Consider the following 26,643-nt stretch of genomic DNA (forward strand, 5'->3'; position numbering starts at 1 on the left):
CCTCTGGATCGGCACTGACCAACGAATTATCCTAAGACACCCTTTAGCAGGACTAAACCCTATGGCTCGCCCGCTTCATGGCCAGACTTACGTCTGGTTGCACGTTTTTTCCTGCGCGGCTCGGCATTTGTCGTTCACCCGCTGCGCCGAGGAACTGCACATCACCCCGGGCGCGGTCAGCCAGCAAATTCGCCAGTTGGAGGAGCGGCTGGGCTTTCGCCTGTTCCATCGGCGCGCACGCGGGGTTGAGCTGAGCGCAGAGGGCCAGCGGTTGGCGATCACCGTGGGCGAGGCCTATGGCAGCATCGATGCCGAGTTGCAGCGCCTGGATGCCGGGATGATCAGCGGCACTTTGCGCTTGCGTTCGATCCCGTCGTTTCTCGGTAAATGGCTGACGCCGCGTTTGCCACGTTTGCAGCAGCGCTTCCCGGACATCCAATTGCGCATGGTCGCCGAAGACAGCAGCGTTGCCCTGCATGAGGGCGACTTTGACCTGGCCATCGACCTGAACGATGGCAGCTACCCCGGATTGTTATCCACAGCCTTGCTGGATGAGCAGATCTTCCCGGTGTGCGCACCGAGCCTGTTGCGCGGGCGACCGCCGCTGCATGGCCCCGCCGACTTGGTGCATTTTCCGCTGCTGCACGACATTACCGCCTGGCGTGGGAGTTATGAGTACGCGGAGTGGGAGTTCTACCTGAATGCCATCGGCTACGACGCCGCCGACGTACGACGTGGGCATACCTTCAACCGCAACCATCTGACCATCGAGGCGGCGATTGCCGGCATGGGCGTGGCGATTGCCCGGCGAACCTTGCTCAATGACGAACTGGAGCGCGGAACCTTGATCGTGCCGTTCGGCCTCGCCGTACCCAATCACAAACGTTACGTGCTGCTGTACGCACCAGGCGCGCTGAGCCATCCGGGCGTGCGGGCGGTGCATGACTGGCTGGTGGAGGAAGCGGAGATTTTTCGCGGATTGCACCCGTTGGGAGAGGGGCAATTGTAAGGAAGTTGGCGGTAAGAAGATGTAACCAACTCCCCACCCTAACAGCGTTTTTGGTTGTAGTCAGGGTTAATTTGTAATGTGGGATTTATCTTTGCAAAGGGGTTGAAATGTTCCTCGGTCTGCTCAATTGTGTAATCAGGAGGTCATGGTTTTCACCCATCCGGTGAAGCAGGAATGGCCTTCCGCGAGCTAGCTGAAATAAGGGAAAACTATGCAAATCCAAGTCAATAGCGATAACCATATTGAAAGCAGCATCCGACTGGAGGAGTGGGTACGTACCACCATTGAGAGCACGCTCGAACGTTATGAAGAAGATCTGACTCGCGTCGAGGTGTACCTGCGGGACGAGAACGGTGACAAGCCCGGTCCACACGATCTGAGTTGCCGACTGGAAGCACGGCCAAAAGGCCATCAACCGATTTCGGTCCTCCATAAAGCCGATACGCTGGAACAGGCGATCGATGGCGCCGCTACCAAGCTGGAGCATGCCCTGGAGCATCTGTACGGCAAACTGCGCGGCAAACCACGCGCCGCGGGTCAAAGCCTGCCCAATACCAAGGCCGACGAGGCTGAGCTTGAAGAGGAATTCCTGGAAAACGAACAGGCTGCGCTTAACGGCTGATAGCTGATACTTTTTCAACCCCACTGAAAACGGGCCTGCAGATGCAGGCCCGTTTTTCGTTTAAAGCCTCAGCGCGGGCTGCGCCGGAAAAAACAGGCGCTCAAGGCCGACAGTGCGCACGCGCCCAAGCCTGCGTACAACATGGCCCAACCGGCACCGTTGCGTAGCGCGGCCTGGGCAATCAACGAGCCCTGCGGCAACACCTCCAGCTTGCCGGCGGCGATGTCCTGGCTGAGGGTGGCCAACTGCGCCGTGTCGGGCAATACGCCCGCCAGGTAGTGAGCGATCCCGAGTATCAACACCAACCCCATCAGCGCGATGTTGAGTGCGAGTGTGATCAGCCGTGCACTGAAGTCGATGCCCGAGGCCATCCCCGCGCGGTCGGATGAAACTGAGCCGGTGGTGGTGTTGGTGGTGGGCGAGTTGGTAAGCGCCAAGCCGCTGCCGGCAATCCCACAGGCGATCAGGATCGATACCACATTGGGCTGGCCGCTACGGTTGATCGCGGCCATGGCGACAAACCCCACGCCCATCAGGCCCAGGCCCAACGGAATGATGCGTTCGGCGCCGTAGCGCAGGGCCAGGCGTTCAGCGAGTGGCGGTACCACCAGTGTGGGCAGGGTGTAGGCGAGCAGGGCGAGCCCGGTGAGCATCGTGTCGTAGCCCAGGCCGGCCTGGAAATACAGCGGCAGGTAGATCATGAAGGGCCAGAAGCTGAAGTTCATGCCGATCGAGCCCATCAGCGCGCCGTTGAAGCGCGGGATGCGAAACACCGAGAAATCGAACATCGGATGTGGGCTGCGCCGCTCGACAACCACGAACAACAGCAGGCTGGCCACCGACAACCCGGCCCAACCGAGCATCGCCGGGGTGGCAAAGCCGCTCTCGGTGCCCTGGGTGATGAAGTAAACCAGGGCGAACACCGCCAGGGTCAGGGTGGCCATACCGGCGATATCGAGGCGATGGGCCGCCGGGTCGCGGGACTCCTGCACGCTGATGCGCAGCAACACCAGGGTAAACAAGGTCAGCGGCACATGCACCAGGAACACCCAGCGCCAATCCGCGACTGCCAGGATCAACGCCCCCACCATCGGCCCGAAGCCCAGGCCCACACCGGCAATCACACCCCAGATGGCAAAGGCTCGCGCCCGGGCCGCCGGCTCGCGGAACTGGTGCGAAAGGATCGCGAACTGGCAGATCATCATCGCCCCGCCACCCACGCCCTGGACAAAACGCGCCGCGATCAGCGTGGACGCATCGTTCGCCAGCCCACAAGCCAGCGAAGCCAGCCCGAATACCCACAGGCACAGCACCAGCATGCGCCGCCGGCCAAAGCGATCGGCCAATGTGCCCGCCGCCATCAGCACGCTGGTGCAGGCCAGGGTGTAGGCATTCATGATCCATTGGGCGTCCTGGAAGCCGGTGCCCAGTTGCTGTTCGAGGGTGGGCAGGATGACCGGCACGCTGGAAATCTCCAGCCCGAACATCAGCGCCACCAGGCACACGGCGGTGAGCGCCAGGCCGTCTCTGGCGGTACGCGGCGGGTTGATGGCGGATACAACGGCGTCGGATGACATGGCCTCTTCCTTTCGATGGGGGAAGATGTCATTTTCACGGGAATCTTATTCTTTATTAGCGATACTTATTCCTGCAATAAGAGAATTTAGGGCGACAAACGACCATGGCCACTCCGCGTTTTGATGGTGTTGAACTGTTTTTGCAGATCGTCGAGAGCGGCAATCTGACGGAGGCCGCCGAACGGCTGAACCTCACGCGTTCGGCGGTTGGCAAAGGCCTGGCGCGCCTCGAGGCGCGGTTGGGCACGTCCTTGTTGCAACGCTCTACCCGGCGCCAGCGTCTAACCGAGGACGGGCAGGCCTATTACGAGCATTGCCTGCGTGCGCTGGCGGAACTGGAAGCGGCCGAATCCGTGCTGGAAAGTGGCCGGCAGCAGCCACGCGGACGGTTAAGGGCCAGCTTGCCTTTGGCGTTCGGTCACCACTATGCGGCGCCGGCGTTGTGGGGGCTGATGGACCATTTTCCGCAACTGGAGATCGAGATTTCCTTCTCCGATCGATTGATCGACTTGGCTCAGGAAGGCTTCGACCTGGCAGTGCGCATCGGCGCATTGCCCGACACCGACCGCTTGAGCGCAAGGCGCCTGGGGGAGCAGGCGATTGCCCTGGCGGCGTCACCCGCCTACCTGCAGCGCACCAGTCGAATCGAATCCATCGCGGACCTCGCCGGGCATCGGGGCATTGCCTACCGCAGCAATGCCCCGCACCGCGAGCGGGTCGCCTCGCCGTTGATCCTCGATGACCTGCAGGCCGTGGCCGATGCCGCCATCGCCGGGGTCGGCCTGGCCTGGTTGCCCAGCTGGCTGATCGCCCACTACGTACTGCGTGGGCAACTGCAGGCGGTATTGCCGGACCACCGCGAGCAACCGATGCCGATCCATGTCATCTGGCCCACGGCGACGCACATGCCGGCCAAGACCCGGTGCGCCATCGACGCGTTGGTGGCCGGCACACCGTCGTGCCTGGCGGGTAGTTGATCAGAACGCGATGGACGTCTGCACATACAGCGTGCGCGGCTCGCCGACGTATTTGCCCTTGTTGTTATCGTCAAACGAGCGGGTGTAGTACTGCTTGTTGAAGATGTTTTTCACACCGACCGCCACGTTCAAATCCGACAGCTGCGGGCCAAAGTCATACGCCGCGCGGCTGCTGAACAGCATGTAGCCAGGAATGCGTCCGGTGCTGCCGTCAGCGCTTTCCGCTTCCGTGTTGGCGTTGTCGGCGAACTGGCTGCTCTGGTAGCTGCTGTCCACATTCAACTTCCAGCGACCTTCGGTGTAACCCACGCCCAGGGTGCCTTTGTGCTTGGAGGAGAAGGGCACGCGGTTGCCTTTGTTCGGGCCGTCTTCGCGGATGGTGGCGTCGACATAGGCGTAAGTGGCGTACACATCAAAACCCGCCAGGGCCGGGCTCAAGCCGTCGAGGGCATAGTTGATGCTGGACTCGATGCCCTGGTGACGGGTTTCGCCACGGGCGATCACCGTGTCGTTGGTCTGGTTACTGTCGTACTGATTGTCGAAGTTGATCAGGAACGCGCCGATTTCAGCCCGCAGGGTGCCGTTGTCGTAACGGGTGCCGAGCTCCCAGGTGCGGGCTTTTTCCGGCTTCACTTCGCCGCTGGTCACGCGGTTGGGCATCTGGCTGTATTGCACGCTGCCGAATGAACCTTCGGTGTTGGCGTAGAGGTTCCAGTCATCGGTCAGGTGGTAGAGCACGTTCAACGCTGGCAGGGCGGTGTTGTAGTCACCCTTGTATTTGACGTTGCTGAGGTTGTTGGTCTGCTGAGACTCGATCATCTCGTAGCGGATGCCCGGAGTGATGGTCCATTTGCCGATATCAATCCGGTCATCGACGAAGAACGCATTGGCTTCGGTGCTGCCCCGGGTGTCGCGGTCGTTGCGGCTGTCGGTGGTGGGCAGTTGCTGATTGGCGGTAATTGGCGTGCGGTAGCGCATTTCGTGGCCTGCTTCGTTGATGTAGCGATAGCCCACGCCGACTTCGTGGCTGGTCGGGCCGAGGTCGAAGCCTTGGGCGAAACGGGTTTCCAGGCCGCGCACCCAGTACTCGCGAGGCGACAGGGAGAGGAAGTTGCCCTGGTCCAGGTAACCGCTGCGCAGCGTGGTGGTGAAGAAGCTGTTGACGGTGAATTCCCGGCGATCTTCCTGGTAGCGGTAACCGGCGTTGAACATCGTGCGGCGCCCCCAGAACTGGTCGTAGGGGCGGGTGGACTGGTACGGGTCGGCCTTGTAGGCGGCAGTGCTCAAGCCACCGGGCATATCGGCCTTGCCTTCGTAGTACTGCGCCATGGCGTTGAAGCTGTTGGCGTCGTCCAGTTGGTACTTGCCCTTGAGGATCAGGTCGTCGATGCGGGTGTCGCTGTTTTCGCGCCAGTCACCGCCCCGGGTGCCGGAATACAGGATGGCGCCGCCCAGGCCGTTGTCCGCGGTGCCGCCCGCCAGCAGGTTGCCGGTGGTCTTGAAGCCATCGTGGCTGGAAGACGGGCTGGTTTCGGTCTGCAGGCCGCCTTTCACCGTTGGCGCATCGGGAATCGCGCGGGTGACGAAGTTGACGATGCCGCCGACGTTCTGTGGGCCATAACGCACCGCGCCGCCGCCGCGCACCACGTCCACCGCGTCCATGTTGCCCATGCTGATGGGGGCGAACGACAACTGCGGCTGGCCATACGGTGCAAACGGCACCGGTATGCCGTCCATCAATACTGTGGAACGCGAGGCCAGGCGTGGGTTGAGCCCGCGAATACCGAAGTTCAGCGCCATGTCGTGGCTGCCGGTGCCGTTGTTTTCCGGAGCGTTGACCCCGGGAATGCGGTTGAGCACATCGCGGGCCTGGGTGGCGCCCTGGCGTTCGAACTCTTCGCGACGGATCACGTCCCGCGCCCCCGGGTGTTCGAAGACGTTGGTTTGCGCCGCGTCCCCCAGCCAGTCGCCGACCACATTGGAAGTGCCCAATTCGAGGGTGGCCGGAGCATTCGCCGGTTGCAGGCTGAAGGCATTGTTGCCCTCGGCGCGGGCTTGCAGGCCGGTGCCTTTGAGCAACGCATTCAAGCCTTCTTCAGCGGTGTAGTTGCCCGACAGGCCGTGGCTTTGCACGCCGACGGTCACATCGGAGCCAAATGAAATCAGCACGCCGGCTTCACGGCCAAATTGGTTCAACGCCGCTTCAAGTGACGTAGGGGCGATGCGGTAGGGCTTGGCATCGGCCGCCATTACGTAGGGCACGGCGCTGAAACTGAGGCTGGCCCCCAGCAACAAGTGGCGCAGGGTGCGGGCGAGGGGCGTCAGGCGAGTCGGTTGCTGGGGCATGAAGTGCGGTCCTGAGAAGGAAGGGTCAAGGTGGCTTTCCTTCTCTGTCACGCGAGGTGCGGAAAACGGCTCACGGTTTTTGAAAATAATTCAGGCACGGGCTTCGACGGTGACCCAGTAGCGGGTAAATCGCCGGACCTTGACCGGCAGGCTGACTTGCAGCAGGTCCAGGATTCGCTCGCTGTCGTCCAGCGGGTAGCTGCCGGAAATCAGCAGGTTGGCCACTTGCGGGTCGCAGTTGAGCTGGCCGCGACGATAACGGCTCAGTTCGGCGAGGAAATCTTCCAGGCGCATGTGGGCCGCCACCAGCATGCCATCGGCCCAGGCACCGCTGCCGGCATCGGTGGGGCGTGCGGTGTCCCAGCCTTTGCGGGTGAAATTGACCTGATGGGCTTTGTCGACGGAGAGCGGCAAACCGCTATAGGTGTTGGGCATGACGTCGACGTGCCCGTCGAACACTGCCAATAGGGTGTGATCATTGAACTGCCGCACGTTCAGCCGTGCCGCCTGGGCGCTGAGCAGGCCCTGGGCGGTGACGATCCGCAGCGGGCTGTTGCCGGTTTTGGCGGTCAGCTGGATTTCGCCTTCGAGCAGGCGGATCAAGCGTTGCTGACCCTCAAAATACACATCCACCGCACTGCCGGTGTTGAGCTGCAACTGGCTGCCATCCGCCAGCTGGAACGTGCGCCGCTGGCCGATGGGGCTGCGGTAGTCGGCACTCAACGGCGGCAGGATATGTTGCTGGCGCAAACCCCAGGCCGCTGCCGACCCGGCGCCGAGTATCAGCAACAACTTCAGGGCCTGGCGGCGACTGTTGGATTTCGGTGCATTCAAGGCGGCGTGGGCCAACGGTGATGGCATCCCGCGCAACCGCTGGTTCACTCGCTGGATTTGCTCCCAGGCCCGCTGATGTTCGCTGTGGGCGTCCAGCCATTGTTGCCAGGCCGCCAGTTTGCGCGGGTTGAGTGGGCCCTGCTGCATTTCCAACAGCCAGTGCACCGCTTGTTCGGCGACTTGCGTTGAGAAATTCATAGGGCGAAGTAGCAGCGCATCGCTGCTTTATTCAGGTGGCGCTTGACCGTGGCGATGGAGATCCCCAGTTCCGCGCCGATTTGCGCGTAGGTCAGGCCGTCGAGCTGGGCCAGCAGGAACGCGCGTTTAACCAGGGGCGCCAAGCCATCCAGCAACTGGTCCAGCTCCATCAGGGTTTGCAGGATGATTGCCCGCTCTTCTTCCGACGGTGCCGTGTACTCGGGCATTTGCACCAGGGCGTCGAGGTAGGCGCGCTCCAGGTCCTGACGGCGGTAATGGTTGAACAGCACACGCTTGGCGATGGTGGTGAGGAAGGCGCGGGGTTCGATCAGCGTCGGGGTTTCCCGTGCGGTGAGCACGCGAATGAAGGTGTCCTGGGCCAGGTCGGCGGCACTTTCCGGGCAGCCGAGCTTGCGTCGCAACCAGCCGGTCAGCCAGTGGTGATGGTCGTGGTACAGGACTTCAACAGTATTGGACGGCTGCAACGCGCACACTCCGGCAGCATGGGCATGCTTTAGAGAACAAGAATTGTTCTCATTGTAGGGCGCATAGGCGGGTTCGGCAATTGCCAGTGATGCGTTCTCTTTTGCTTATGAGAACCTTTATCATTAATATTGCGCGCTAACGAACCTGGCGCCTTGTGCATGAAACGCAAAACCTCACTTCCCGTTTCCTACCGTCTTGCCGTGACCTCGCGGGTACTGGCGGCTGTGGTCGGCGGTTACCTGCTGGCGTCCCTGGCCAGCGTGTGCATGGCGTTTTGGTTGCCCACCAGCCGCGCCGATGCAGTGATCAGCGGCATGCTGAGTTCGTTTGTGTTCTATCTGCTGGCGGTGATCTGGTGTTTTGCCTGCCGCACTGCCTGGCGTGCCTGGTTCGGCGTGTTGCTGCCCAGCGCGATGCTGGCCACGTTCGCCGGGTTGACGTACTGGATGGCACGCACATGAAAGAGGGCTTCCGTCAGGCCATGGCCTGGTTGCACACCTGGGCCGGGCTGATCTTTGGCTGGCTGCTGTTTGCGATTTTCCTGACGGGCACCTTGTCCTATTTCAAGGACGAAATTACCCATTGGATGCAGCCCGAAGTGCAGGCGCATCCCGTCGACAACGCCCGTAGCCTGGCCGCCGCCCAAACCTATCTGCAACAACAGGCGCCCAATGCCGCGCGCTGGTTTATCACCTTGCCAAGCCGCCGGGAGCCGGGCCTGTCGGTGATGTGGCAAGACAAGGTCGACCCGGGCAAGCGCGGCAATTTCATCGAAAAACTCATCGATCCCATCAGCGGCGAGCAGATCCAGGCCCGGGAAAGCATGGGCGGCGAATTCTTCTATCGCTTCCACTTCCAGCTGCAAATGCCCTATCCGTGGGGCCGCTGGCTGTCGACCATCGCCGCGATGGTGATGTTCGTGGCGCTGATCACCGGGATCATCACCCACAAGAAAATCTTCAAGGACTTCTTCACCTTCCGCCCGCGCAAGGGCCAGCGCTCCTGGCTCGACGGGCACAACGCCGTGGGCGTGCTGGTGTTGCCATTTCACTTGATGATCACCTACAGCAGCCTGGTGATTTTCATGAACATGGTGATGCCGGCGAGCATTCTCGCCTCTTACGGCAACGACACCCGTGCGTTCTTCAATGATGTGTTCCCGGCCACCGACAACGCGCCAGCCCTTGGCCAACCCGGGCAGCTGTTGCCGCTGGGGCCGATGTACGAGCAGGCGCGTGAGCAATGGGCCGGTGGGCATGTCGGACGGCTGGTGGTGAATAATCCCAGCGATGTGAACGCCTCGGTCAATGTATTCCGCGCCGGGTCGGATCGAGTGGTGCACGACTTTGGCAGCACTGTCTCATTCAACGGCACCAGCGGCGAGCTGCTGCGGGTCAGCGGCGAGCAGTCGCTGCCGGCGGCAATTAGTGGCAGCTTCTACGGTTTGCACATGGGCCACTTCGCCGGCCCGGTATTGCGCTGGCTGTATTTCATCTGCGGCCTGGCGGGCACCGCAATGATCGGCACCGGACTGGTGATGTGGCTGGGTAAGCGCCAGCTCAAGCACGCCAAAACCGGTGTGATGCCCTTTGAGCTGCGGTTGGTGGAAGTGCTGAATATCGCCAGTATGTCCGGCTTGATGATCGCCATCGCTGCATTCTTCTGGGCCAACCGCCTGTTACCGGCAAGCTTTGCCGGGCGCTCGGACTGGGAAGTACAAGCCTTCTTTATTGCCTGGGGCTTGAGCGTTCTGCATGCGATTGTCCGCCAGGGGCGTCGCGGCTGGGTTGAGCAACTGAGCGTGGGCGCGCTGCTGTTTATTGGCGTACCGGTGCTCAACGCGCTGACCACGTCCCAGCATTTGGGGGTGTCCCTGGCCAACGGCGATTGGGCGATGGCCGGCTTCGACCTGACGTGCCTGGGCAGCGGCGTGTTCCTCGCCTGGGCTGCCTGGAAAATGCAGCACCGCCGTGTCCCTCAGCCCAAGGCCGAACGCGCCCGTCCGTTGACCCTCAAGGGCGAGGTGAACTGAATGCTCCTGGCGCTGCTGCTGTGTTACGCAGGGTTTACTGCATTGTGCCTGTCCATGGACCGGCACCATGGCGAACTGCTGCACAGTAAACCCACGCCCCGTCGGCGTCTGGGTTTGCGCGTGGGCGGCTGGTTGCTGTTGATCGTCTCGATCTGGCCGGCGGTGCTCGCGACGGGTTGGAGCCAGGGCCTGGTGGAGTGGTGCGCGGTGCTGATGCTCAGCGGGTTGCTGCTGGTGTTGCTGTTGCCGTATCGGCCAAGGCTGGCCTTGATCCTGGCGGGCGTCGGCCTGCTGGCCAGTCCGGTTGCGGCCTTCGCGACCCTTTGAGTCCACCGTTGATGATCACCACGCCTCCCGAACATCAAGAGCAGCACGCAGACGCGGCAGGCGGCCGTGCGCATTTCCTGCAGGTGTTCCTGTCCCAGCGTTCGCAGATGGAAGCGTTAGTCAGTCGCCGGGTGGGTTGCCGTGCGACGGCGGCAGACCTGGTGCAGGATTTGTTCCTGCGCTTCTGGCGCCGGCCACTGGTACAGGTCGAGGAACTCAGCACTTACCTGCTGCGCTGCGCCGGCAATATCGCCATCGACCACCTGCGCAGCGAAGGCGCCCGGGTGCGCAGCAGTGAAGGCTGGCTGCCGGAACAGCAGGACAACCAGGGCTCCGAGCCCCAGGCCGCGCTGGAGGCGGGCAATGATCTGCGCCATGTCGAAGCGGCCCTGCGCAGCTTGCCGGAACGTACCCGGCAGATTTTCCTGCTCAACCGCATCCATGGCCGCAAGTACGCGGAGATCGCCAAGGCCATGGGCCTGTCCCAAAGTGCCGTGGAAAAACATATGATGCGTGCCCTCGAAGCCTGCAAGGCCAGCCTTCGTGAACCATCGCCAAGGAAAGCCCCGTGAACGCCACTGCCCGCGTCACCCCGACGCCCGACCAGGAACAGGCCGCACTGGCCTGGCTGAGTTTGTTGCACGACCAGCCCAGCAGTGGCGACCAGGCCACGTTCAGCCATTGGCTGCGGGCTGATCCGGCGCATGTCGAGGCCTACGCCCAGGCCCAGGTGCTGTGGGAATTGAGTGAAGTACCGGCCAGAACGTTGGCGGATGAGGATGCCCTGGCGTTGCAGCGTTACTTGAGCGCGATGAATACCTCGAAACGCTCCAGCGTGCGGCGCTGGTCTGGCGCCCTGGCCATGGCCGCCTGCCTGATGCTGATGATCTCGATGGGCGCCGGCTGGCAGCCGTCGCGCTGGGTCGATGATTTCGGCGCGGATTACGTCACCGCGCCGGGTGAGGTGAAGACCGTGACCCTGGCCGATCAAAGCCAGGTCACCCTGGACGCCGACAGCGCCATTGCGGTGGATTTCAGCCATGGTGAGCGCCATATCCAACTTCGGCGTGGCGCCGGCTTTTTCAGTGTGACCCACACGGGCGAGTCCTTCGTGGTCGAAGCTGGTAGCGGTGAAGCACGGGTGCTGGGCACGCAGTTTGAGGTGCGCCTGCAACCGGCAGGTGCGCAGGTGACGGTGTTGTCCGGCCGGGTTGGCGTTACGCCGTCGAAGTATGGTCAGCAGCAGATTCTGACGGCCGGCCAGCAAGTGGCTTACGCCGATGGTGTCGCCGATGAGTTGCACGCGGTCGACAGCGAGTCGCGCCTGGCTTGGCGCGACGGTTGGCTCAACTACTACAAGGCGCCCCTGGCCGACGTAGTGCAAGACCTCGGCCGCTACTATCCCGGTCGTATTCTTCTGCTCAATGACGACCTCGCCGCTCGGCGTGTCAGTGGCAGTTTCCCGAGCAAGGATCCCCAGGCGGTGCTCAATGCGCTGCAGGCTGTCTTGGGGTTTGAACAGCACACGCTGCTCGGTCGGATGATCGTATTGCGCTAGGTACAGAGCGCTACGCTGCAATAGCGTAGCGCTGTCATTACTTGCACCTTCCTTCCTCGAAGATCCCCATGCCTCGGCACATCGGTGTCCGTAGACCTTTCATTTAACCTTCATCGCAATCGCCAAAACCTGTAACCAAATCGTTACGTGATGCACGGATGATCCTCGGATTCCTGAGCAGGTGGTCAGGAAGATTGGCGGCGCTGTTCACCCAGCCAAAACCGCCAATACCTCCCCCATAACAACAGATAGATGCATGTAAGGGATCTACTCGTGACCTACAACAAACTCTATGCCCTGCTTTTAGCATCGGGCCTGGGCGGCTTTGCGCCGCTGGTTCTGGCAGACGACTCCCAGGATGTCGGTTCGGTGCACGTCGCCGGCGAACGTACCCTGGGCACCGGCCACATGATTCAGGAAGAAAGCGCCAAGGCCCGGTCCACCGTGACCAAGGAAGCCATGGACGAAATGTCCCCGACGGCCAACGCCATCGACAAGCTCAAGTACACCCCGGGCATCAACGTATCCAACGATGACGCCAGCGGCATGAGCGGCACCAGCTTCACCATGCGCGGCATGAACTCCGACCAGGTCGGGGTTTCCATGGACGGCGTGCCGATCAACGACTCCGGCAGCTATGGCGTGTACGCCAACCAGTTGGGCGATCCGGAAAACGTCGGCGAAGTGTTTGTCACCCAGGGCTCCTCGGAAGCGGACGGCCCGCACATTGGTTCCAGCGGCGGCAATATCGGCATGGTCACGATCCGGCCGACCAAAGAGCCAGGCTTGTTCGTCAAACAATCCATCGGCTCGAACAACCTGACAAAGTCCTTCGCACGGCTCAACACCGGCGACCTGGGCGGCTTCAAGACCTGGGTCTCGGCCTCTCACACCGAGGGCGACAAGTGGCGCGGCAAGGGCACTGTGCGCGGTGACAAGGTGGAGTGGAGCACGCTGTTCGAAGACGACAACGGCAACTCCAGTAACTTCACCATGAAGTACAACAAGCAGGAAAACTACAACTACAACACCCTGAGCAAGGCCCAGTTCCAACAACAGGGGCGGCGCCTGGATTACTCGGAAACCCCGGTCTACAAAAACGGCTTGCTGTCGTCTTCCTACAAGCTCAACCGCAACCCTTTTGAAAGTGTCATGACCACCTTCACCCAGCGCTGGCGTCTGCGTGATGACCTGGCCCTGACGGTTGCGCCTTACTACTACTGGGGCAACGGCGGCAGTTTCAGCGGCCAGACCGCGACCAACCTGGGGCCGAAGTCCGACAAGGCCGGTAACTACGACCTGGGTAACCTCCAGTCCGCCAACTACTACCGGCCGTCGTGGACCGAAACCTGGCGCCCTGGCGTCACGGTCAAAATGAAATGGGACATCAACGAGGAACACAGCCTGGACTACGGTTACTGGTACGAGCGCGCTCGCCAGCGCCAGACCCAGCCGTATATCGGGATCAACAGCGAAGGTGCACCCGACGACATCTGGGGTGATTACAACAGCGGCGGCCAGGTGGTCGACAAGAACGGCAAGACCGTCCAGGGCCGCCACCAGTACACCGTGACCCCGGCCCAGAAACTGTGGGTGCAGGACAGCTGGCAAGCCACGCCAGACCTGAGTTTTGTCGGCGGGCTGGCCTACCAGTACGTCGAGCGTGACGGCGACAACCTGGGCAGCCTGTACGACAAGCCGGAAAAGCGTAACGCCCGTTACCATCAGTTCCTGCCGAACTTCAGTGCCAAGTACCAGGTCGACGAGAGCAACCAGGCGTTCTACAACGTCACCCGCAACATGCGCACCCCGCAGAACTACGTGCTGTACAACAAGGGTGACTCCCTCAACCTCAACCCCGAGTTGAGCTGGAACCAGGAGCTGGGCTGGCGCTACACCGAAGAGAAAATGGCCTTGAGCGCCACCCTGTTCTACATCACCTTCAAGGATCGCCAGCTGTCGACCACCGACTTGAACGGTGACTACGTGATGGCCAACGTCGGTGACGTGACCAACAAAGGCCTGGAGCTGGAGTGGAGCGGCCTGCTGCCATACAACTTCAACTACTACGCGTCGTACACCTATACCAAGTCCGAGCAGCAGGACGACTTTGTCAGCAAGAACGTGTTGTTGCCGACCAAGGGCAACCAGTTGGCCAACGTGCCGGAAAACATGCTCAACCTGGTGTTTGGTTACGACGACAAGCGCTACTACGGCAACATTGCCGGCAAGTATGTCGGGGCGTTCTACGGTGATTTGACCAACAACGAGAAAATCTCCGGGCGCACCGTGTTTGACCTCAACGCCGGTATCTACCTGCCGGTGGACAAGAAGGTCATCAAGTCGGCCGCGCTGCGCTTCTCGATGCTCAACGTGTTTGATAAGGAATACTTGAGCTCGGCACGCACCGTGTCGTTCAACTCGGCGCCAGTGAATGGCCTGGCGGCCAGCTCGGCTTATTACAACGTGGGTGAAGAGCGTACGGCGATGGTTTCCCTGGAGGCCAATTTCTAAGCCTCACACCTTTCTGTGTGGGAAGGGTTTTTTGTGGGAGCCGGGCTTGCCCGCGATGCAGGCGCCTCGGTCAGTCAGTTGCACTGAGGTGATGCTATCGCAGGCAAGCCAGCTCCCACACAAACCACACACTGGATCAGGCCGGCTTACTTCAGCGCGGCCATGATCGCTTCAGGGTTGTAGTCGCGAATCAGCGCGCCATTCACGTCCACAAACGGAATCCCGCCGCCACCCAGCGCCTCGTACGCCTTGCGCGCCTGGGCGTCCTTCTCGATATCGAACGCCTGGTAGGGAATCCCCTTGGAATCCAGAAAGCGCCGGATCTGTTTGCAGTAGCCGCACCACTCGGTGGAATACAGCACTACGCGCGCTGCCGCGCGTGTCTGCTCCGGCACCACCTGCGAGGGGTTGAACAGTCGCTCGATCTTGCCCCAGTTCTGGAAAACCACCACCACCAGCAACACCAGCAGGACTTTCTTCAGAACCCCGCCCAGCATCAGTTGCGACGCTTGAGTTGGTCGGTCAACTGGGTCGGCAGGCCCTTGATGATCAAGGTGCCGGCGGCTTCGTCGTATTCGATCTTGTCGCCCAACAGGTGCGCTTCAAAGCTGATGGACAAGCCTTCGGCGCGCCCTGTGAAGCGACGGAACTGGTTCAGAGTGCGTTTATCTGCCGGGATTTCCGGCGACAGGCCGTAGTCCTTGTTGCGGATGTGATCGTAGAAGGCTTTTGGCCGATCTTCATCGATCAACCCAGACAGCTCTTCCAGGCCCATTGGCTCGCCGAGCTTGGCCTGGCTGCTGGCGTAGTCCACCAGGGTCTTGGTTTTCTCGCGGGCGGACTCGTCCGGCAAGTCTTCGCTTTCGACAAAGTCGCTGAAGGCCTTGAGCAGGGTGCGGGTCTCGCCGGGGCCGTCGACGCCTTCCTGGCAGCCGATAAAGTCGCGGAAGTACTCCGAGACCTTCTTGCCATTCTTGCCCTTGATAAAGGAGATGTACTGCTTGGACTGCTTGTTGTTCTGCCATTCGGACACGTTGATCCGCGCTGCCAGGTGCAGTTGGCCCAAGTCGAGGTGGCGCGACGGCGTCACGTCCAACTGATCGGTCACTGCCACGCCTTCACTGTGGTGCAGCAGGGCGATCGCCAGGTAATCGGTCATGCCCTGTTGATAGTGGGCAAACAGCACGTGGCCGCCGGTGGAGAGGTTGGACTCCTCCATCAGCTTCTGCAGGTGTTCCACCGCAATGCGGCTGAACGCGGTGAAATCCTTGCCGCCGTCGAAATATTCCTTCAACCAGCCGCTGAACGGGTGCGCGCCGGACTCGGCATGGAAAAAGCCCCAGGCCTTGCCTTGTTTGGCGTTGTAGCTCTCGTTAAGGTCGGCAAGCATGTTCTCGATCGCGGCCGACTCGGCAAGCTCGGAGTCGCGGGCGTGGAGAACTGCGGGGGTGCCGTCGGGTTTTTTGTCGATCAGGTGGACGATGCAATGACGGATCGGCATGGGCTTCTCGGCTGGTTGAAGGGGAGTGGTCGGGCTCCCGGAAAAAGTCGCCAGTGTACCGCACCCGCTGGGGATGGCGCTGTTCGGAGGGCGTTTTGAGCGCTATCCGACGGGCCATATGCCTTTTTTTCACGGTTTAGAGCGATAAAGCTGACCAAATGGGTATGTTGAGGCGGATATTTCCCCGTCTCTGTGCTAGTTTTGCCCCGTCTTACGCGCAGTCTGGGCGTTAAGCGTGCATTCAGCATTTGTCAGGTCGAACCAAACCCGGTTTCAGGTATCTATAACCCCGATCTTCGTGGTTATAGCCCTTGGGTGCCAGGCCTTGATGGCAGGGCTCGATGGCTGACACTGCACTCTGCAATCCAAATGAATTTGATAGGGAAGGAACACCACAATGGCTATTACTAAAGACCAACTGATCGCTGATCTGGCTGAATCCACTGGCGCCACCAAAGTTCAAGTGCGTGCAGTGATTGAACAACTGAGCCAGATCGTTGCTGATCAGCTGGAAAACGGCGGCGAAATCACTCTGCCAGGCGTTGGCAAACTGAAAGTGACCGAGCGTCCTGCCCGTACTGGCCGTAACCCTTCGACTGGCGCTGCCATCGAAATCGCTGCCAAGAAAGTTATCAAGCTGGTTGTGGCAAAAAGCCTGACCGACGCTGTTAACAAGTAAGACGCAGCAAAAAAAACCGTGCTCCGGAGCGATCCGGGCACGGTTTTTTGTTGCCTGCGATTTATCAGTCTTTACGCGCCCAACGCTGGCGCCACACCTGTTGCTCGCTCGGGGTTTGGAAGGTCCAGGCGACGAAGCGGCTTTGCTTCTGGCCCTGGGACATCTCCACCACCTGGCTTTCCAGTACACCGGCCTTTTTCAGCGCAGTCTGGATCGCCGGCAGGTTTGAGGCCTTCGACACCAAGGTGCTGAACCACAGCACTTTGTGCTGGAAATGCGCGCTTTCAGCGATTAGCTGCGTCACAAACCGCGCTTCACCGCCTTCACACCACAATTCCGCCGACTGGCCACCGAAGTTCAGTACCGGCAACTTGCGCTTCGGATCAGCCTTGCCCAGTGCACGCCATTTGCGTTCGCTGCCCTTGGTCGCTTCATCCATGGAGGCGTGGAAGGGCGGGTTGCACATGGTCAGGTCAAAACGCTCGCCCGGCTCCAGCAGGCCCAGCAGGATCTGCTTGGGATTGGTTTGCTGGCGCAGCTGGATGGCCTTGTTCAGCCCGTTGGACTGCACGATCGCCTTGGCGGCAGCCACGGCCGTCGGGTCGACTTCCGAACCGAGGAAATTCCAGCGGTACTCGCTGTAGCCGATCAACGGGTAGACGCAGTTGGCGCCCATGCCGATGTCGAGCACCTTCACCGGCGCGCCACGGGGGATCACGCCTTCGTTGACGCTGGCCAGCAGGTCGGCGAGGAAGTGTACGTAGTCGGCACGGCCCGGGACCGGTGGGCACAGGTAATCAGCCGGGATGTCCCAGTGATTGATGCCGTAGAACGCCTTGAGCAACGCCCGGTTGAACACCCGCACCGCGTCGGGGCTGGCGAAATCGATGCTTTCCTTGCCGTACGGGTTGATGATCACGAATTGCGCCAGTTCCGGCGTGGTCTTGATCAGCGCCTGGAAGTCGTAACGGCCCTGGTGGCGGTTACGCGGATGCAAGGTGGCCTCTTTGCGCGGAACGACGGGCTTGGCCGGCGTGGTGGGTTTTGGCTTCTTGCGCGGTGCTTTGGGTGTGCTGGGGGCGGTCATGGGCTGCGTCGATTCTGCGTTTGTTTCAAAAGTGGCGGGTATTGTCACACATAAATCGGACTCCCAAATTGGTATGTGGTGTTGAAAAGTGCCTCGAATTGAAAATTCAAAGGCCGGAATGCTCAAAAAAAGCATCCCGGTCGTGTTCTTGGGTCAGTACCAACCGAAGGCTCGTCTGAAGCTTTGAATCAAGGGCGGGGTGTTATATGGCATCGTTCCGCGGCAGAAGTTTCCGACAATACGGTCGTAGGTAAAACCTTGAGTAGCAAGTTCATCAAGAAGATCTCCTAATAATACTGTACTGGTTGGTCGTACGATGTCGGCATTCAGTAGCTTGGCCATTGTTTCTAATTGAGTTTTATAATTGGATGTCAGTGCGCCTATAGACATATGTTCGGTAATTGTAAATTCGTCAAGTATATAGTTCGGAATATCTGTCGCGCCAGGTGCGTACCGATAGGGGGTGGTTCCCGTTATTCTCGTCTGCCAACTGGATTTAACATCGGCAGCTTTGACGCCGACTGCGGAGCGGAATTGGAACTCGGTATTAGGCATAGGGGGGAGTTTATACTGGCTTTCCATCGCAAAGCCATGGGCGTCAATGAACAAGATGTTAGCGTTCTGGCCGCCGCTGTAAATTTCATAAGTGGAGCTTACGGGAGTTCCCAGAACAGAAGCATTGACAGTGCCGCTCTGGGACACGCCAGGAGGTAAGTTCCCTCTACGAGGGAGGACTTGCTGCACGGTTCTTTCCCAGATAGGGGTCGCCGGCCTTGAGCTAATATATGGCGTAACTCGTGCCGCTGCTTGCGCAGCCGTCCGAGCCGCTGCTACAGCGCCTGTGACAGCAGTTACTCCGCTTGCAATTCCCGTCCCGAATGAAACCCAGCCAAAAATACCAGACAACGCTGGGTCGCTTTCCTGGATGGCTACTGCTGCTATGCCGAACCCGGCGGAAGTGATTGCAAGCCCAGTTGCGACTATTGCCCAACCAATCGATGCGCCTCCTGTAAAGGGCGCCGCAACAACACCTATTATTCCTATGACTGCGGCTGTGACTATGCCTACCCCGATGCGATCCCACATGCCCCCAGGATGAGTGATAACAACCTCCTGATTGAAGATTTCTGATCTCCCGCTTGGGTCGCTATAGTTTACCGGGTCGTTGTGGCAGTAGCTGCGTGTGTTGGCTCCTCCTTGGCCAAAGGGGCTCAAGGTATCCGGGGACTGGAAGTTCTGAGTTTCGGGGTTATAAACCCTTGTCCCGTTGCCCAGATGGTAATTGCCGTTGACACGGTCGATGGGTTGACCGTTGAAACCGATCCAACTGTGGTGCTGCCAGTCATGAGGCCTGTACCCGAATGGCGTATAGGAAAATAATGACGAGCTATTATCGAGTGTGTTTAGGCTGGCAATGACTGTACCTTTGATATCTCTGATTTCGAAGGAATAGCTGACGGTCGCAGCTCCTGCGGAAACGCCAAGCGTATTTTGCTGCAACAAGCAGGCGCTGCTCTTGTTCAGCAGAACAGACAGCTTGTTATGCAACTGCCCCTGAATGTTTATGACGCCTTTGCGGGCATATTGAAAGTCGCCCTGATAGTAGAAAAAGTCGTAATAGTCAGGGCCTGCGCATCCGACGATCTGGCCAATATTATTATAGGAATAATCATAAGAACCTTTCGCCAAGTTCAAGTTGCCCAGGCGCCCACCGGCAGAGTATTTAAGCGTGCCGCTGGCGCCACCGCTCAGATAGCCCTCGCGGTCGTAGGTGAACGTAAATATCTGAGAAGTAGAATCGGGTTTCCAGCGGGTGACACTGATTAACTGATTCGGGTCTGTTGTTGAATACTGGTAAACATCCGGGAACATACGGCCGTTTGCCGTGTTGTCGCATTGTTTCAGGTTGCCGGCCAAGTCATAGGTAAATGACTGCCGATCCAGCACCAGACCTTCGGGCGTTACCGGTTTGCGCGGTCCTTGACATGTATAGGACGCCAGTCGACCTTGGGCGTCATAACCAAAGGTTTCTTCGCGCAAAAGCGTGCCGTCTTCATACAGTGCCATGCTGGCGATCTGATTAGTTCTTCCATAGCTTTGAGTGAGCCTGAGTGTCTTGAAACCGGAGGACTCGAACGTGCGCTCAATCTCTCGATCAGTGTCATCGTACGTATAACGCGTGAGTACCGCTCGACCAACCGCTATGGCAGTAACCGTTTCAGTCGACAGTCGGCCGTTCTCGTCATAAAGGAGGTTAGTTGTTGCATTAGCGCTGCTTGCCCTGATCACGCGTCCTTGAGTGTCGTAGCTCTGTGTTGTGGTATTGCCAAATGCGTCTGTCTCACTCAGGAGTATTCCGCGCAGTGAGCGGGTATATGTCACGGAACTGGTGGCTGAGTTACTGTTACGTTCGATACCACCGGTGATGGTTTCGGTGGCGAGGTTGCGTGTTACGTCATAGTCCGCATTTAGAGTAACCGGAATGGGTTGAGTAGACTCGCTGGCTCGTACAACGCTGGCTTTCGACCATGCGGAAGCGTCTTGGTAAGTAAAGCTCGTCGTCCGCCCACCAATGGTCGATTGGACCACGCGACCCATGCTATCTACTGTTCGTGTGCCCAATGTGATGCTCTGGCCGGCTGACTCGAGACGAGCAGCGCTCGCCGTAGCCGAGAGGGTATGGGGTGGATATTCGTTGACGGTGGTCTCACCTGCGGCGGTAATGCGCGTCAGTCTGCCAAAAGCGTCATAGGTGTACAGGCGATCAGGGGCGTTGGATGAGGACTCCTGTGACAAGCGCCCCAGTGCATCGTAAGTACTGCTGTAAGAGTGCGTCAGTTGGCCATTGGCATGCAGATGGGTTTCAAATCGTTGCACTCCACCGCCATCATCACGCCGTGTCGTAGTGCTCGCAACATGACGTGTTCCGTAATTTGTCCACTGGGATTGTTGCAGTGTCACTGGATCATAGTCGAACCCCTGGGTCACGCCGCCAACCCATTCTATTTTGGAGATAGCGCCCCAGTCGTCGTAGCTCAAATTGCGCGTGCGACTTAGAAAAATCGAGCCGTCCGGACGGTAGTCATGTTCGGTGATCGTACTTTCACGGTTCCTGATGTCGTAGGTCATCGTGGCCATTGTCAGCCATCTACGTTCATCCGAGTGCAGTCTTTCACTTTGAATCTTTCGCCCGAGTTGATCAAGAGTCTCACGGGTTTGTTCTCCGAGTGTGCTGGTTCGGGTAACGGTGTTATGTGCCGATGAATTTGAATCGCTGTAAGTAAATCCTGTCGTGATTTTTGATGTGTCGTCCGCATAGCTTGTCTGCTCGGTCACGCGTCCTAGAGCGTCATACTTGTAATCAGTGGTGTTGCCTAGGGTATCGCTGGAGGACAGAAGTCGGTCGAAAAGAGTCAGGCGCGTCTCTTCAGTGGTGATTTCTGGCGAATTCCCCGGGGTCACTCGAGTTGCGGTGGTCAGTTCATTACCGGTGAGTGTGTAATCGAAACGGGTGCTGATCGTGGAGTTGGCAACCGTCTTGCCAGACGAGTCCAGAATACGTTGGGTGGTGGCGCTTACTCGTCCGTGATGTATTGAATTTACGTCCTCGTTATAACGGGTCTCTTCTACCGTCATGCTGCCATTTTGCCAAGCGTTGAGCCTGCCTGCTGGGTCTCCTACAGGATTGAAAATGGTCAATTTAATGGTGGGTTTGACGGTGGGTCCTCTGACCTCAGTGCCCCTTACCGGTACGTCACCGTAACCGTAGAACGTCCACTGCAAATCGAGCCGTTGGCCATTGCGTGTGGTATAGACCTTTTCGGATTCGATGAAGACCTTGAAGTAGTTGGAGTCGCCTGGGCAGCTCACATTCACGGGCAGATTCGCGGTCTGGGTTGTAGTTGTCGTGGGGGTGCGATGTGCAATGGTGGTACGTATTTCCTGAGTTCCCCAAGTAAGCCCTGAATTGCCGAAAAGCAGGCCGCCCCATCCGATAGGATTAACATAGTCGCCGATCCAGTCTCCGGCACTCGCATTCGGGTCTGTATATGTTTCCTTTCGGACTAATATCTCTAACCTGGGCGCACCCTGATAATAGGTCCATTCAGTAGTGACATCATTTTCTGTTCGGCTGAGTGGGTTCCCAAGAGTATCCATCGTTATCGTGCTGGATTCTGTGCGGGACTGCCCTGCTTTGTTTGTGAAGGTAGTACGAGTGGTAGACGTAAATGAAGTGTCGGTATTTGAAATGTCGGACTCTACCGTTTTGGTGTTGCTGCCGGAGGTCTGGACCTCTTTGAATTGGCGTTGGTTATTATCAAAGTAGAATTCTGTTTTCTCAGAAGTGGCACTGTCGATGACAGTGGTTTTGCCGTCAGTGAACGTATAAGTTTTATCGGTATAAGGCTGTGAGTTGAAGGTTTTAGTATGTTGGGATATTTTTTGTTTGTCGGCAGAGTAGCTCAGGGTGTCGTTCAGGCCAGAGTCGCGTGATATTTGGTTAATCCTGGATATCTGGATTGATCCAGGTATTGGGTTTACCGGTTCGTAGCTGTACCGAGCCACGTCGACTGTCCCGTTTTTGGCTGATTTTACCAAGCCTGCCGTAGTGATCTGAAAGTCATATGAATAACTTTGCGCTGTATCAGGATATACGGTGAAGGTCACGGTTCCATCAACCACAGGCCGGCGTGTGTAATTCGCATCGGTGGAGGACCTGTTGTGGTCTGGGTAGGCAATCTTTAATAATACCTGCGAATCATCCGAGACGGAGGTGAGGCGTGGAATGTCCCAATCAACGAGGCCGGAGGGACCTAATTGCTTATAGTCTTCCCAATTGAGCGTGAGCGCGTGACCTGTAGGAGTAATCACTTTTTTAAGGATGTAATAGATCGCATCTTCTCGGTTGTTGAGCGGATCCGGCACAATCAATGTGCTTATGTGTCTCTCAAGAACTTCTACGGTTCCGTCCTTCCAAATGACTTTCATGGTGTTGGAGCCGCCATCGGGAAAGTTGACGGTAAAGTTGGGTGTGCCTTTAAATTCGTTTTCAGAAAAGGACCATGCTTCTCCTCTGGATAAATACATTATTGATGTGGTCCGGCTTAGGCTGGTTGGACTCCATAGTAGGTAGTGACTTAGGCGCATGCTCCAATTTACAAAAGTCAGGTCTTGTAGTTCCGGTGAATAGAACAGGTTGATGTCAAGAGTCGGGCCTAGCCCGTTGTTGCCTTTCAGCTGGGCGATGGGGATGTAAGTATGGAACTTTCCCGACTGTTGAGCTACACCATGAATCATGGGGCTTAAGGTATCAAAGAGTTGATACGCTTCGGTCTGGGTGGTCATGACATTCGCCTCGCTTGAGTGAAAATGAAAGCCAGCCATATTTCTTCGTTTGAAATTTAATGTGGCTGTTTTCATACTACGAGGACAAGCGGGAGCCCTCTACTGTCATAGTTGACAGTTTTTTATAACTGATCGAAGTAATTGCTATGTTATTTAGTTTGTCTATCGTTTGTAGGGCACATGTTGGAAACGCTCAGCGTCCGGCACAAACCAAAAATGCCAAGACCAGATCAAATGATTGATCTGTCTTGGCATTCGGTTTTTCCGTAGATTCAGCTACCTCACAGGCTGGATATACGCGCGTGCTGCTCCGCCAGCTTGCCCAAAGCCTGTTCAGCTTCAGCCAGTTTGGCGCGTTCCTTGTCGATAACTTCAGCCGGGGCCTTGTCGACGAAGGCGGCGTTGGACAGCTTGCCGCCCACCCGCTGCACTTCGCCTTGCAGGCGCAGGATTTCCTTGTCCAGGCGCGCCAGTTCGGCACCTTTGTCGATCAGGCCGGCCATCGGCACCAGCACTTCCATCTCGCCAACCAGTGCGGTGGCGGACAGCGGTGCTTCGGCGCCAGCGGCCAATACGGTGATCGACTCCAGCTTCGCCAGCTTCTTGAGCAGCGCGTCGTTCTCGGTGAGGCGACGCTGATCTTCGGCGCTGGCGTTTTTCACGAACACGGCCAGTGGCTTGCCCGGACCGATGTTCATCTCGGCGCGGATGTTGCGCGTGCCCATCATCAGGGTCTTGAGCCACTCGATATCGCTTTCGGCCGCCTCATCAATGCGGGCTTCGTTGGCCACGGGCCAAGGTTGCAGCATGATGGTCTTGCCGTCTTTGCCCGCCAGCGGCGCGATGCGCTGCCAGATTTCTTCGGTGATGAAAGGCATGAACGGATGCGCCAGGCGCAACGCCACTTCCAGTACGCGCACCAGGGTGTGACGGGTGCCGCGCTGACGTTCGATCGGCGAGTTCTCGTCCCACAGCACGGGCTTGGACAGTTCCAGGTACCAGTCGCAATACTGGTTCCAGATGAACTCGTACAAGGCCTGTGCCGCCAGGTCGAAGCGGAACTGGTCGAGTTGACGGGTCACTTCGGCTTCGGTGCGCTGCAGCTGGGAGATGATCCAGCGATCCGCCAGGGACAGCTCGATGGCCTCGCCGTTCTGGCCGCAGTCTTCGCCTTTATCCAGCACGTAGCGCGCGGCGTTCCAGATCTTGTTGCAGAAGTTGCGGTAGCCTTCGACGCGGCCCATGTCGAACTTGATGTCGCGACCGGTGGACGCCAGCGAGCAGAAGGTAAAGCGCAGGGCGTCGGTGCCGTAGCTGGCGATGCCATCGGCGAACTCGTCGCGGGTCTGCTTCTCGATCTTCTTCGCCAGTTTCGGCTGCATCAGGCCCGAGGTGCGTTTCTGCACCAGGGTTTCCAGGTCGATGCCGTCGATGATGTCCAGTGGGTCCAGGACGTTGCCCTTGGACTTGGACATCTTCTGGCCCTGGCCATCACGCACCAGGCCGTGGACGTACACGGTCTTGAACGGTACCTGCGGCGTGCCGTCTTCGTTCTTCACCAAGTGCATGGTGAGCATGATCATCCGGGCAACCCAGAAGAAAATGATGTCGAAACCGGTGACCAGCACGTCGGTGGAGTGGAATTTCTTCAGGAATTCGGTCTGTTGCGGCCAGCCCAAGGTGGAGAACGTCCACAGGCCCGAGCTGAACCAGGTGTCCAGTACGTCGTTGTCCTGTTGCAGCGCCACGTCCGGGCCGAGGTTGTGCTTGGCACGAACTTCGGCTTCGTCGCGGCCAACGTAGACCTTGCCCGACTCGTCGTACCAGGCCGGAATCCGGTGGCCCCACCACAGCTGACGGCTGATGCACCAATCCTGGATGTCACGCATCCACGAGAAGTACATGTTTTCGTACTGCTTGGGCACGAACGCGATGCGGCCGTCTTCCACGGCGGCAATTGCCGGCTCAGCCAAAGGTTTGGTAGACACGTACCACTGGTCGGTCAGCCAAGGCTCGATGACGGTGCCGGAACGGTCGCCTTTCGGCACTTTCAGGGCGTGGTCGTCGACGCTTACCAGCAGGCCCGCGGCGTCGAAGGCGGCAACGATCTGCTTGCGCGCTTCAAAACGGTCGAGGCCCGCGTATTCAGCCGGGATCTTGCCGTCGATGCTTTCGTTCAGCGTGCCGTCGAGGTTGAACACCTGGCAGGCCGGCAGCACAGCGGCGTTCTTGTCGAAGATGTTCAGCAGCGGCAGGTTGTGGCGCTTGCCGACTTCGTAGTCGTTGAAATCGTGGGCCGGGGTGATTTTTACGCAGCCGGTGCCGAATTCAGGGTCGCAGTAATCGTCCGCGATGATCGGGATGCGACGGCCAACCAGCGGCAGCTCAACGAACTTGCCGATCAGCGCCTGGTAGCGCTCGTCGTTTGGGTTAACCGCGACGGCGGCGTCGCCAAGCATGGTTTCCGGACGGGTGGTGGCGACGATCAGGTAATCATTGCCTTCGGCGGTCTTGGCGCCGTCAGCCAACGGGTACTTGAGGTTCCACAGGAAACCTTTCTCGTCGTGGTTTTCCACTTCAAGGTCGGAAATTGCCGTGTGCAGCTTGGTGTCCCAGTTGACCAGGCGCTTGCCGCGATAGATCAGGCCGTCTTCATGCAGGCGCACGAAGGCTTCTTTCACAGCTTCCGACAGGCCGTCGTCCATGGTGAAGCGCTCGCGGCTCCAGTCGACGGACGAGCCCAGGCGACGGATCTGACGGCTGATGTTGCCGCCGGACTGATCCTTCCATTCCCAGATTTTCTCCAGGAATTTCTCGCGACCCAGGTCGTGACGGTTCTGGCCAGTGGCTTCCAGTTGGCGTTCCACCAGCATCTGGGTGGCGATACCGGCGTGGTCGGTACCTGGCTGCCACAGGGTGTTGCGACCCTGCATGCGGCGGAAACGAATCAGGGCATCCATGATCGCATTGTTGAAGCCATGGCCCATGTGCAGGCTGCCAGTGACGTTCGGTGGCGGAATCATGATGGTGTAGGCATCGCCCGCGCCTTGCGGAGCGAAATAATTCTCGGACTCCCAGGTGTTGTACCAGGAAGTTTCAATGGCGTGCGGCTGGTAGGTCTTATCCATGCGCGGCGGGACCCTATTGGCATTTGCTGAAGAAAAGCCGGTGAGTATAGCGGGGATGTGCCTATGGGCGTAGAGCCAGGTGATGATGAGGGGGGAAAGTCATCTCTGTTCTGTAGCACGTCACGCCATCCTGCTCATGGGATAGTACGAGCGTGATGGCGTGATGGCGTGACGGCGGGCGGCTCAGAAGTTATAGGTCACGGTTGCCCATGGCGACGCCCAGCTGGCGCCGTCGCTGGCGAGTTGAGCCACTATCACCACAGCGGTACCGTCAGGCTCAAGCCTCAGGTCCTGCGTCGGCGGGATACGCCAATTGCCATTGGCGTCTGCTTTTACGTTGCCATACGCCGGGTTGTAGTCTTTGCCATACGCATAGATATCCGTATTGGGGGCGGCCCTGCCTGAGAGCTGCGGCTGTCGAG

Annotated in this window: 20 protein-coding genes; 10 read left to right on the top strand and 10 right to left on the bottom strand. The window is 58.9% G+C overall.

What is annotated here, in order from left to right; genetic code table 11:
- Positions 1-61 precede the first annotated feature (61 nt).
- Together K0H47_RS26415 and K0H47_RS26420 are read left to right on the top strand one after the other, a co-directional pair.
- A complete protein-coding gene (locus K0H47_RS26415; protein WP_003212775.1) occupies positions 62-1,009 on the top strand; it encodes a LysR substrate-binding domain-containing protein in 948 nt (315 codons plus the stop codon).
- A gap of 211 nt (positions 1,010-1,220) precedes the next feature.
- Positions 1,221-1,631 carry an HPF/RaiA family ribosome-associated protein gene (locus tag K0H47_RS26420; protein ID WP_010176952.1) on the top strand — a complete coding sequence of 137 codons (411 nt, stop codon included), beginning with the start codon at positions 1,221-1,223 and terminating at the stop codon, positions 1,629-1,631.
- A 68-nt stretch (positions 1,632-1,699) separates the two neighbouring features.
- On the opposite strand, the gene K0H47_RS26425 is transcribed toward K0H47_RS26420, so the two are convergent.
- Positions 1,700-3,208: an MFS transporter gene (locus K0H47_RS26425; RefSeq protein WP_219273873.1), complete on the bottom strand. Its 1,509-nt coding sequence runs from the start codon at positions 3,206-3,208 to the stop codon at positions 1,700-1,702.
- A gap of 104 nt (positions 3,209-3,312) precedes the next feature.
- Here K0H47_RS26425 and K0H47_RS26430 point away from each other — a divergent pair, with 104 nt between their 5' ends.
- Complete coding sequence (locus K0H47_RS26430; RefSeq protein WP_093201605.1) at positions 3,313-4,185, top strand: LysR family transcriptional regulator; 873 nt, start codon at positions 3,313-3,315, stop codon at positions 4,183-4,185.
- Here K0H47_RS26430 and fecA read toward each other — a convergent pair whose 3' ends face one another.
- From fecA to K0H47_RS26445, 3 genes are all read right to left on the bottom strand, one after another.
- The gene (fecA, locus tag K0H47_RS26435; protein ID WP_219273874.1) at positions 4,186-6,531 is read right to left on the bottom strand and encodes a TonB-dependent Fe(3+) dicitrate receptor FecA; all 2,346 of its coding nucleotides are present in this window, start codon (positions 6,529-6,531) and stop codon (positions 4,186-4,188) included. It abuts the gene before it with no gap.
- A gap of 90 nt (positions 6,532-6,621) precedes the next feature.
- The gene (locus tag K0H47_RS26440; protein WP_219273875.1) at positions 6,622-7,563 is read right to left on the bottom strand and encodes a FecR domain-containing protein; all 942 of its coding nucleotides are present in this window, start codon (positions 7,561-7,563) and stop codon (positions 6,622-6,624) included.
- A complete protein-coding gene (locus K0H47_RS26445) occupies positions 7,560-8,048 on the bottom strand; it encodes a sigma-70 family RNA polymerase sigma factor (protein WP_219273876.1) in 489 nt (162 codons plus the stop codon). Before K0H47_RS26445 ends, K0H47_RS26440 begins: the two co-directional genes overlap by 4 nt.
- A 159-nt stretch (positions 8,049-8,207) precedes the next feature.
- On the opposite strand from K0H47_RS26445, the gene K0H47_RS26450 reads away from it, so the two are divergent.
- The 6 genes from K0H47_RS26450 to K0H47_RS26475 all read left to right on the top strand — a co-directional run bounded on the left by K0H47_RS26450 (position 8,208) and on the right by K0H47_RS26475 (position 14,480).
- Positions 8,208-8,510: a DUF3649 domain-containing protein gene (locus K0H47_RS26450; RefSeq protein ID WP_017476055.1), complete on the top strand. Its 303-nt coding sequence runs from the start codon at positions 8,208-8,210 to the stop codon at positions 8,508-8,510.
- Positions 8,507-10,081, top strand: a complete 1,575-nt coding sequence (locus K0H47_RS26455; protein ID WP_219273877.1) for a PepSY domain-containing protein — start codon at positions 8,507-8,509, stop codon at positions 10,079-10,081. The genes K0H47_RS26450 and K0H47_RS26455 overlap by 4 nt, the downstream gene beginning before the upstream one ends.
- Complete coding sequence (locus tag K0H47_RS26460; protein WP_063033063.1) at positions 10,082-10,408, top strand: DUF3325 domain-containing protein; 327 nt, start codon at positions 10,082-10,084, stop codon at positions 10,406-10,408.
- A gap of 8 nt (positions 10,409-10,416) precedes the next feature.
- Entirely contained in the window at positions 10,417-10,980 is a 564-nt protein-coding gene (locus K0H47_RS26465) for an RNA polymerase sigma factor (RefSeq protein ID WP_063033062.1), read from the top strand.
- On the top strand, positions 10,977-11,966 hold the full coding sequence (locus K0H47_RS26470; RefSeq protein ID WP_219273878.1) for a FecR family protein: 990 nt from the start codon (positions 10,977-10,979) through the stop codon (positions 11,964-11,966). Before K0H47_RS26465 ends, K0H47_RS26470 begins: the two co-directional genes overlap by 4 nt.
- Before the next feature lie 273 nt (positions 11,967-12,239).
- Positions 12,240-14,480, top strand: coding sequence for a TonB-dependent receptor (locus tag K0H47_RS26475; RefSeq protein WP_093201580.1), 2,241 nt, complete (start codon positions 12,240-12,242; stop codon positions 14,478-14,480).
- A gap of 146 nt (positions 14,481-14,626) precedes the next feature.
- Here the strand turns inward: K0H47_RS26475 and K0H47_RS26480 are convergent, their stop codons facing one another.
- Together K0H47_RS26480 and yejK are read right to left on the bottom strand one after the other, a co-directional pair.
- Positions 14,627-14,977 carry a glutaredoxin family protein gene (locus K0H47_RS26480; RefSeq protein WP_201141029.1) on the bottom strand — a complete coding sequence of 117 codons (351 nt, stop codon included), beginning with the start codon at positions 14,975-14,977 and terminating at the stop codon, positions 14,627-14,629.
- Positions 14,977-15,981, bottom strand: coding sequence for a nucleoid-associated protein YejK (yejK, locus tag K0H47_RS26485; protein ID WP_003212745.1), 1,005 nt, complete (start codon positions 15,979-15,981; stop codon positions 14,977-14,979). The genes K0H47_RS26480 and yejK overlap by 1 nt, the downstream gene beginning before the upstream one ends.
- Positions 15,982-16,378: 397 nt before the next feature.
- On the opposite strand from yejK, the gene K0H47_RS26490 reads away from it, so the two are divergent.
- Entirely contained in the window at positions 16,379-16,660 is a 282-nt protein-coding gene (locus K0H47_RS26490; protein WP_017476062.1) for an HU family DNA-binding protein, read from the top strand.
- Positions 16,661-16,724: 64 nt separating this feature from the next.
- Here K0H47_RS26490 and rlmF read toward each other — a convergent pair whose 3' ends face one another.
- The 4 genes from rlmF to K0H47_RS26510 all read right to left on the bottom strand — a co-directional run.
- Positions 16,725-17,747, bottom strand: coding sequence for a 23S rRNA (adenine(1618)-N(6))-methyltransferase RlmF (rlmF, locus tag K0H47_RS26495; RefSeq protein ID WP_219273879.1), 1,023 nt, complete (start codon positions 17,745-17,747; stop codon positions 16,725-16,727).
- 153 nt (positions 17,748-17,900) lie between these two features.
- Positions 17,901-23,093, bottom strand: coding sequence for an RHS repeat-associated core domain-containing protein (locus tag K0H47_RS26500; RefSeq protein WP_219273880.1), 5,193 nt, complete (start codon positions 23,091-23,093; stop codon positions 17,901-17,903).
- Positions 23,094-23,374: 281 nt separating this feature from the next.
- Positions 23,375-26,221 carry a valine--tRNA ligase gene (locus tag K0H47_RS26505; RefSeq protein WP_093201562.1) on the bottom strand — a complete coding sequence of 949 codons (2,847 nt, stop codon included), beginning with the start codon at positions 26,219-26,221 and terminating at the stop codon, positions 23,375-23,377.
- A 183-nt stretch (positions 26,222-26,404) separates the two neighbouring features.
- The coding region (locus K0H47_RS26510) for a hypothetical protein (RefSeq protein ID WP_219273881.1) at positions 26,405-26,643 on the bottom strand (239 nt) is incomplete at its 5' end.

It is taken from the genome of Pseudomonas sp. Xaverov 83, from assembly GCF_019352905.1.
In the GTDB taxonomy this organism is placed as follows: domain Bacteria; phylum Pseudomonadota; class Gammaproteobacteria; order Pseudomonadales; family Pseudomonadaceae; genus Aquipseudomonas; species Aquipseudomonas yamanorum.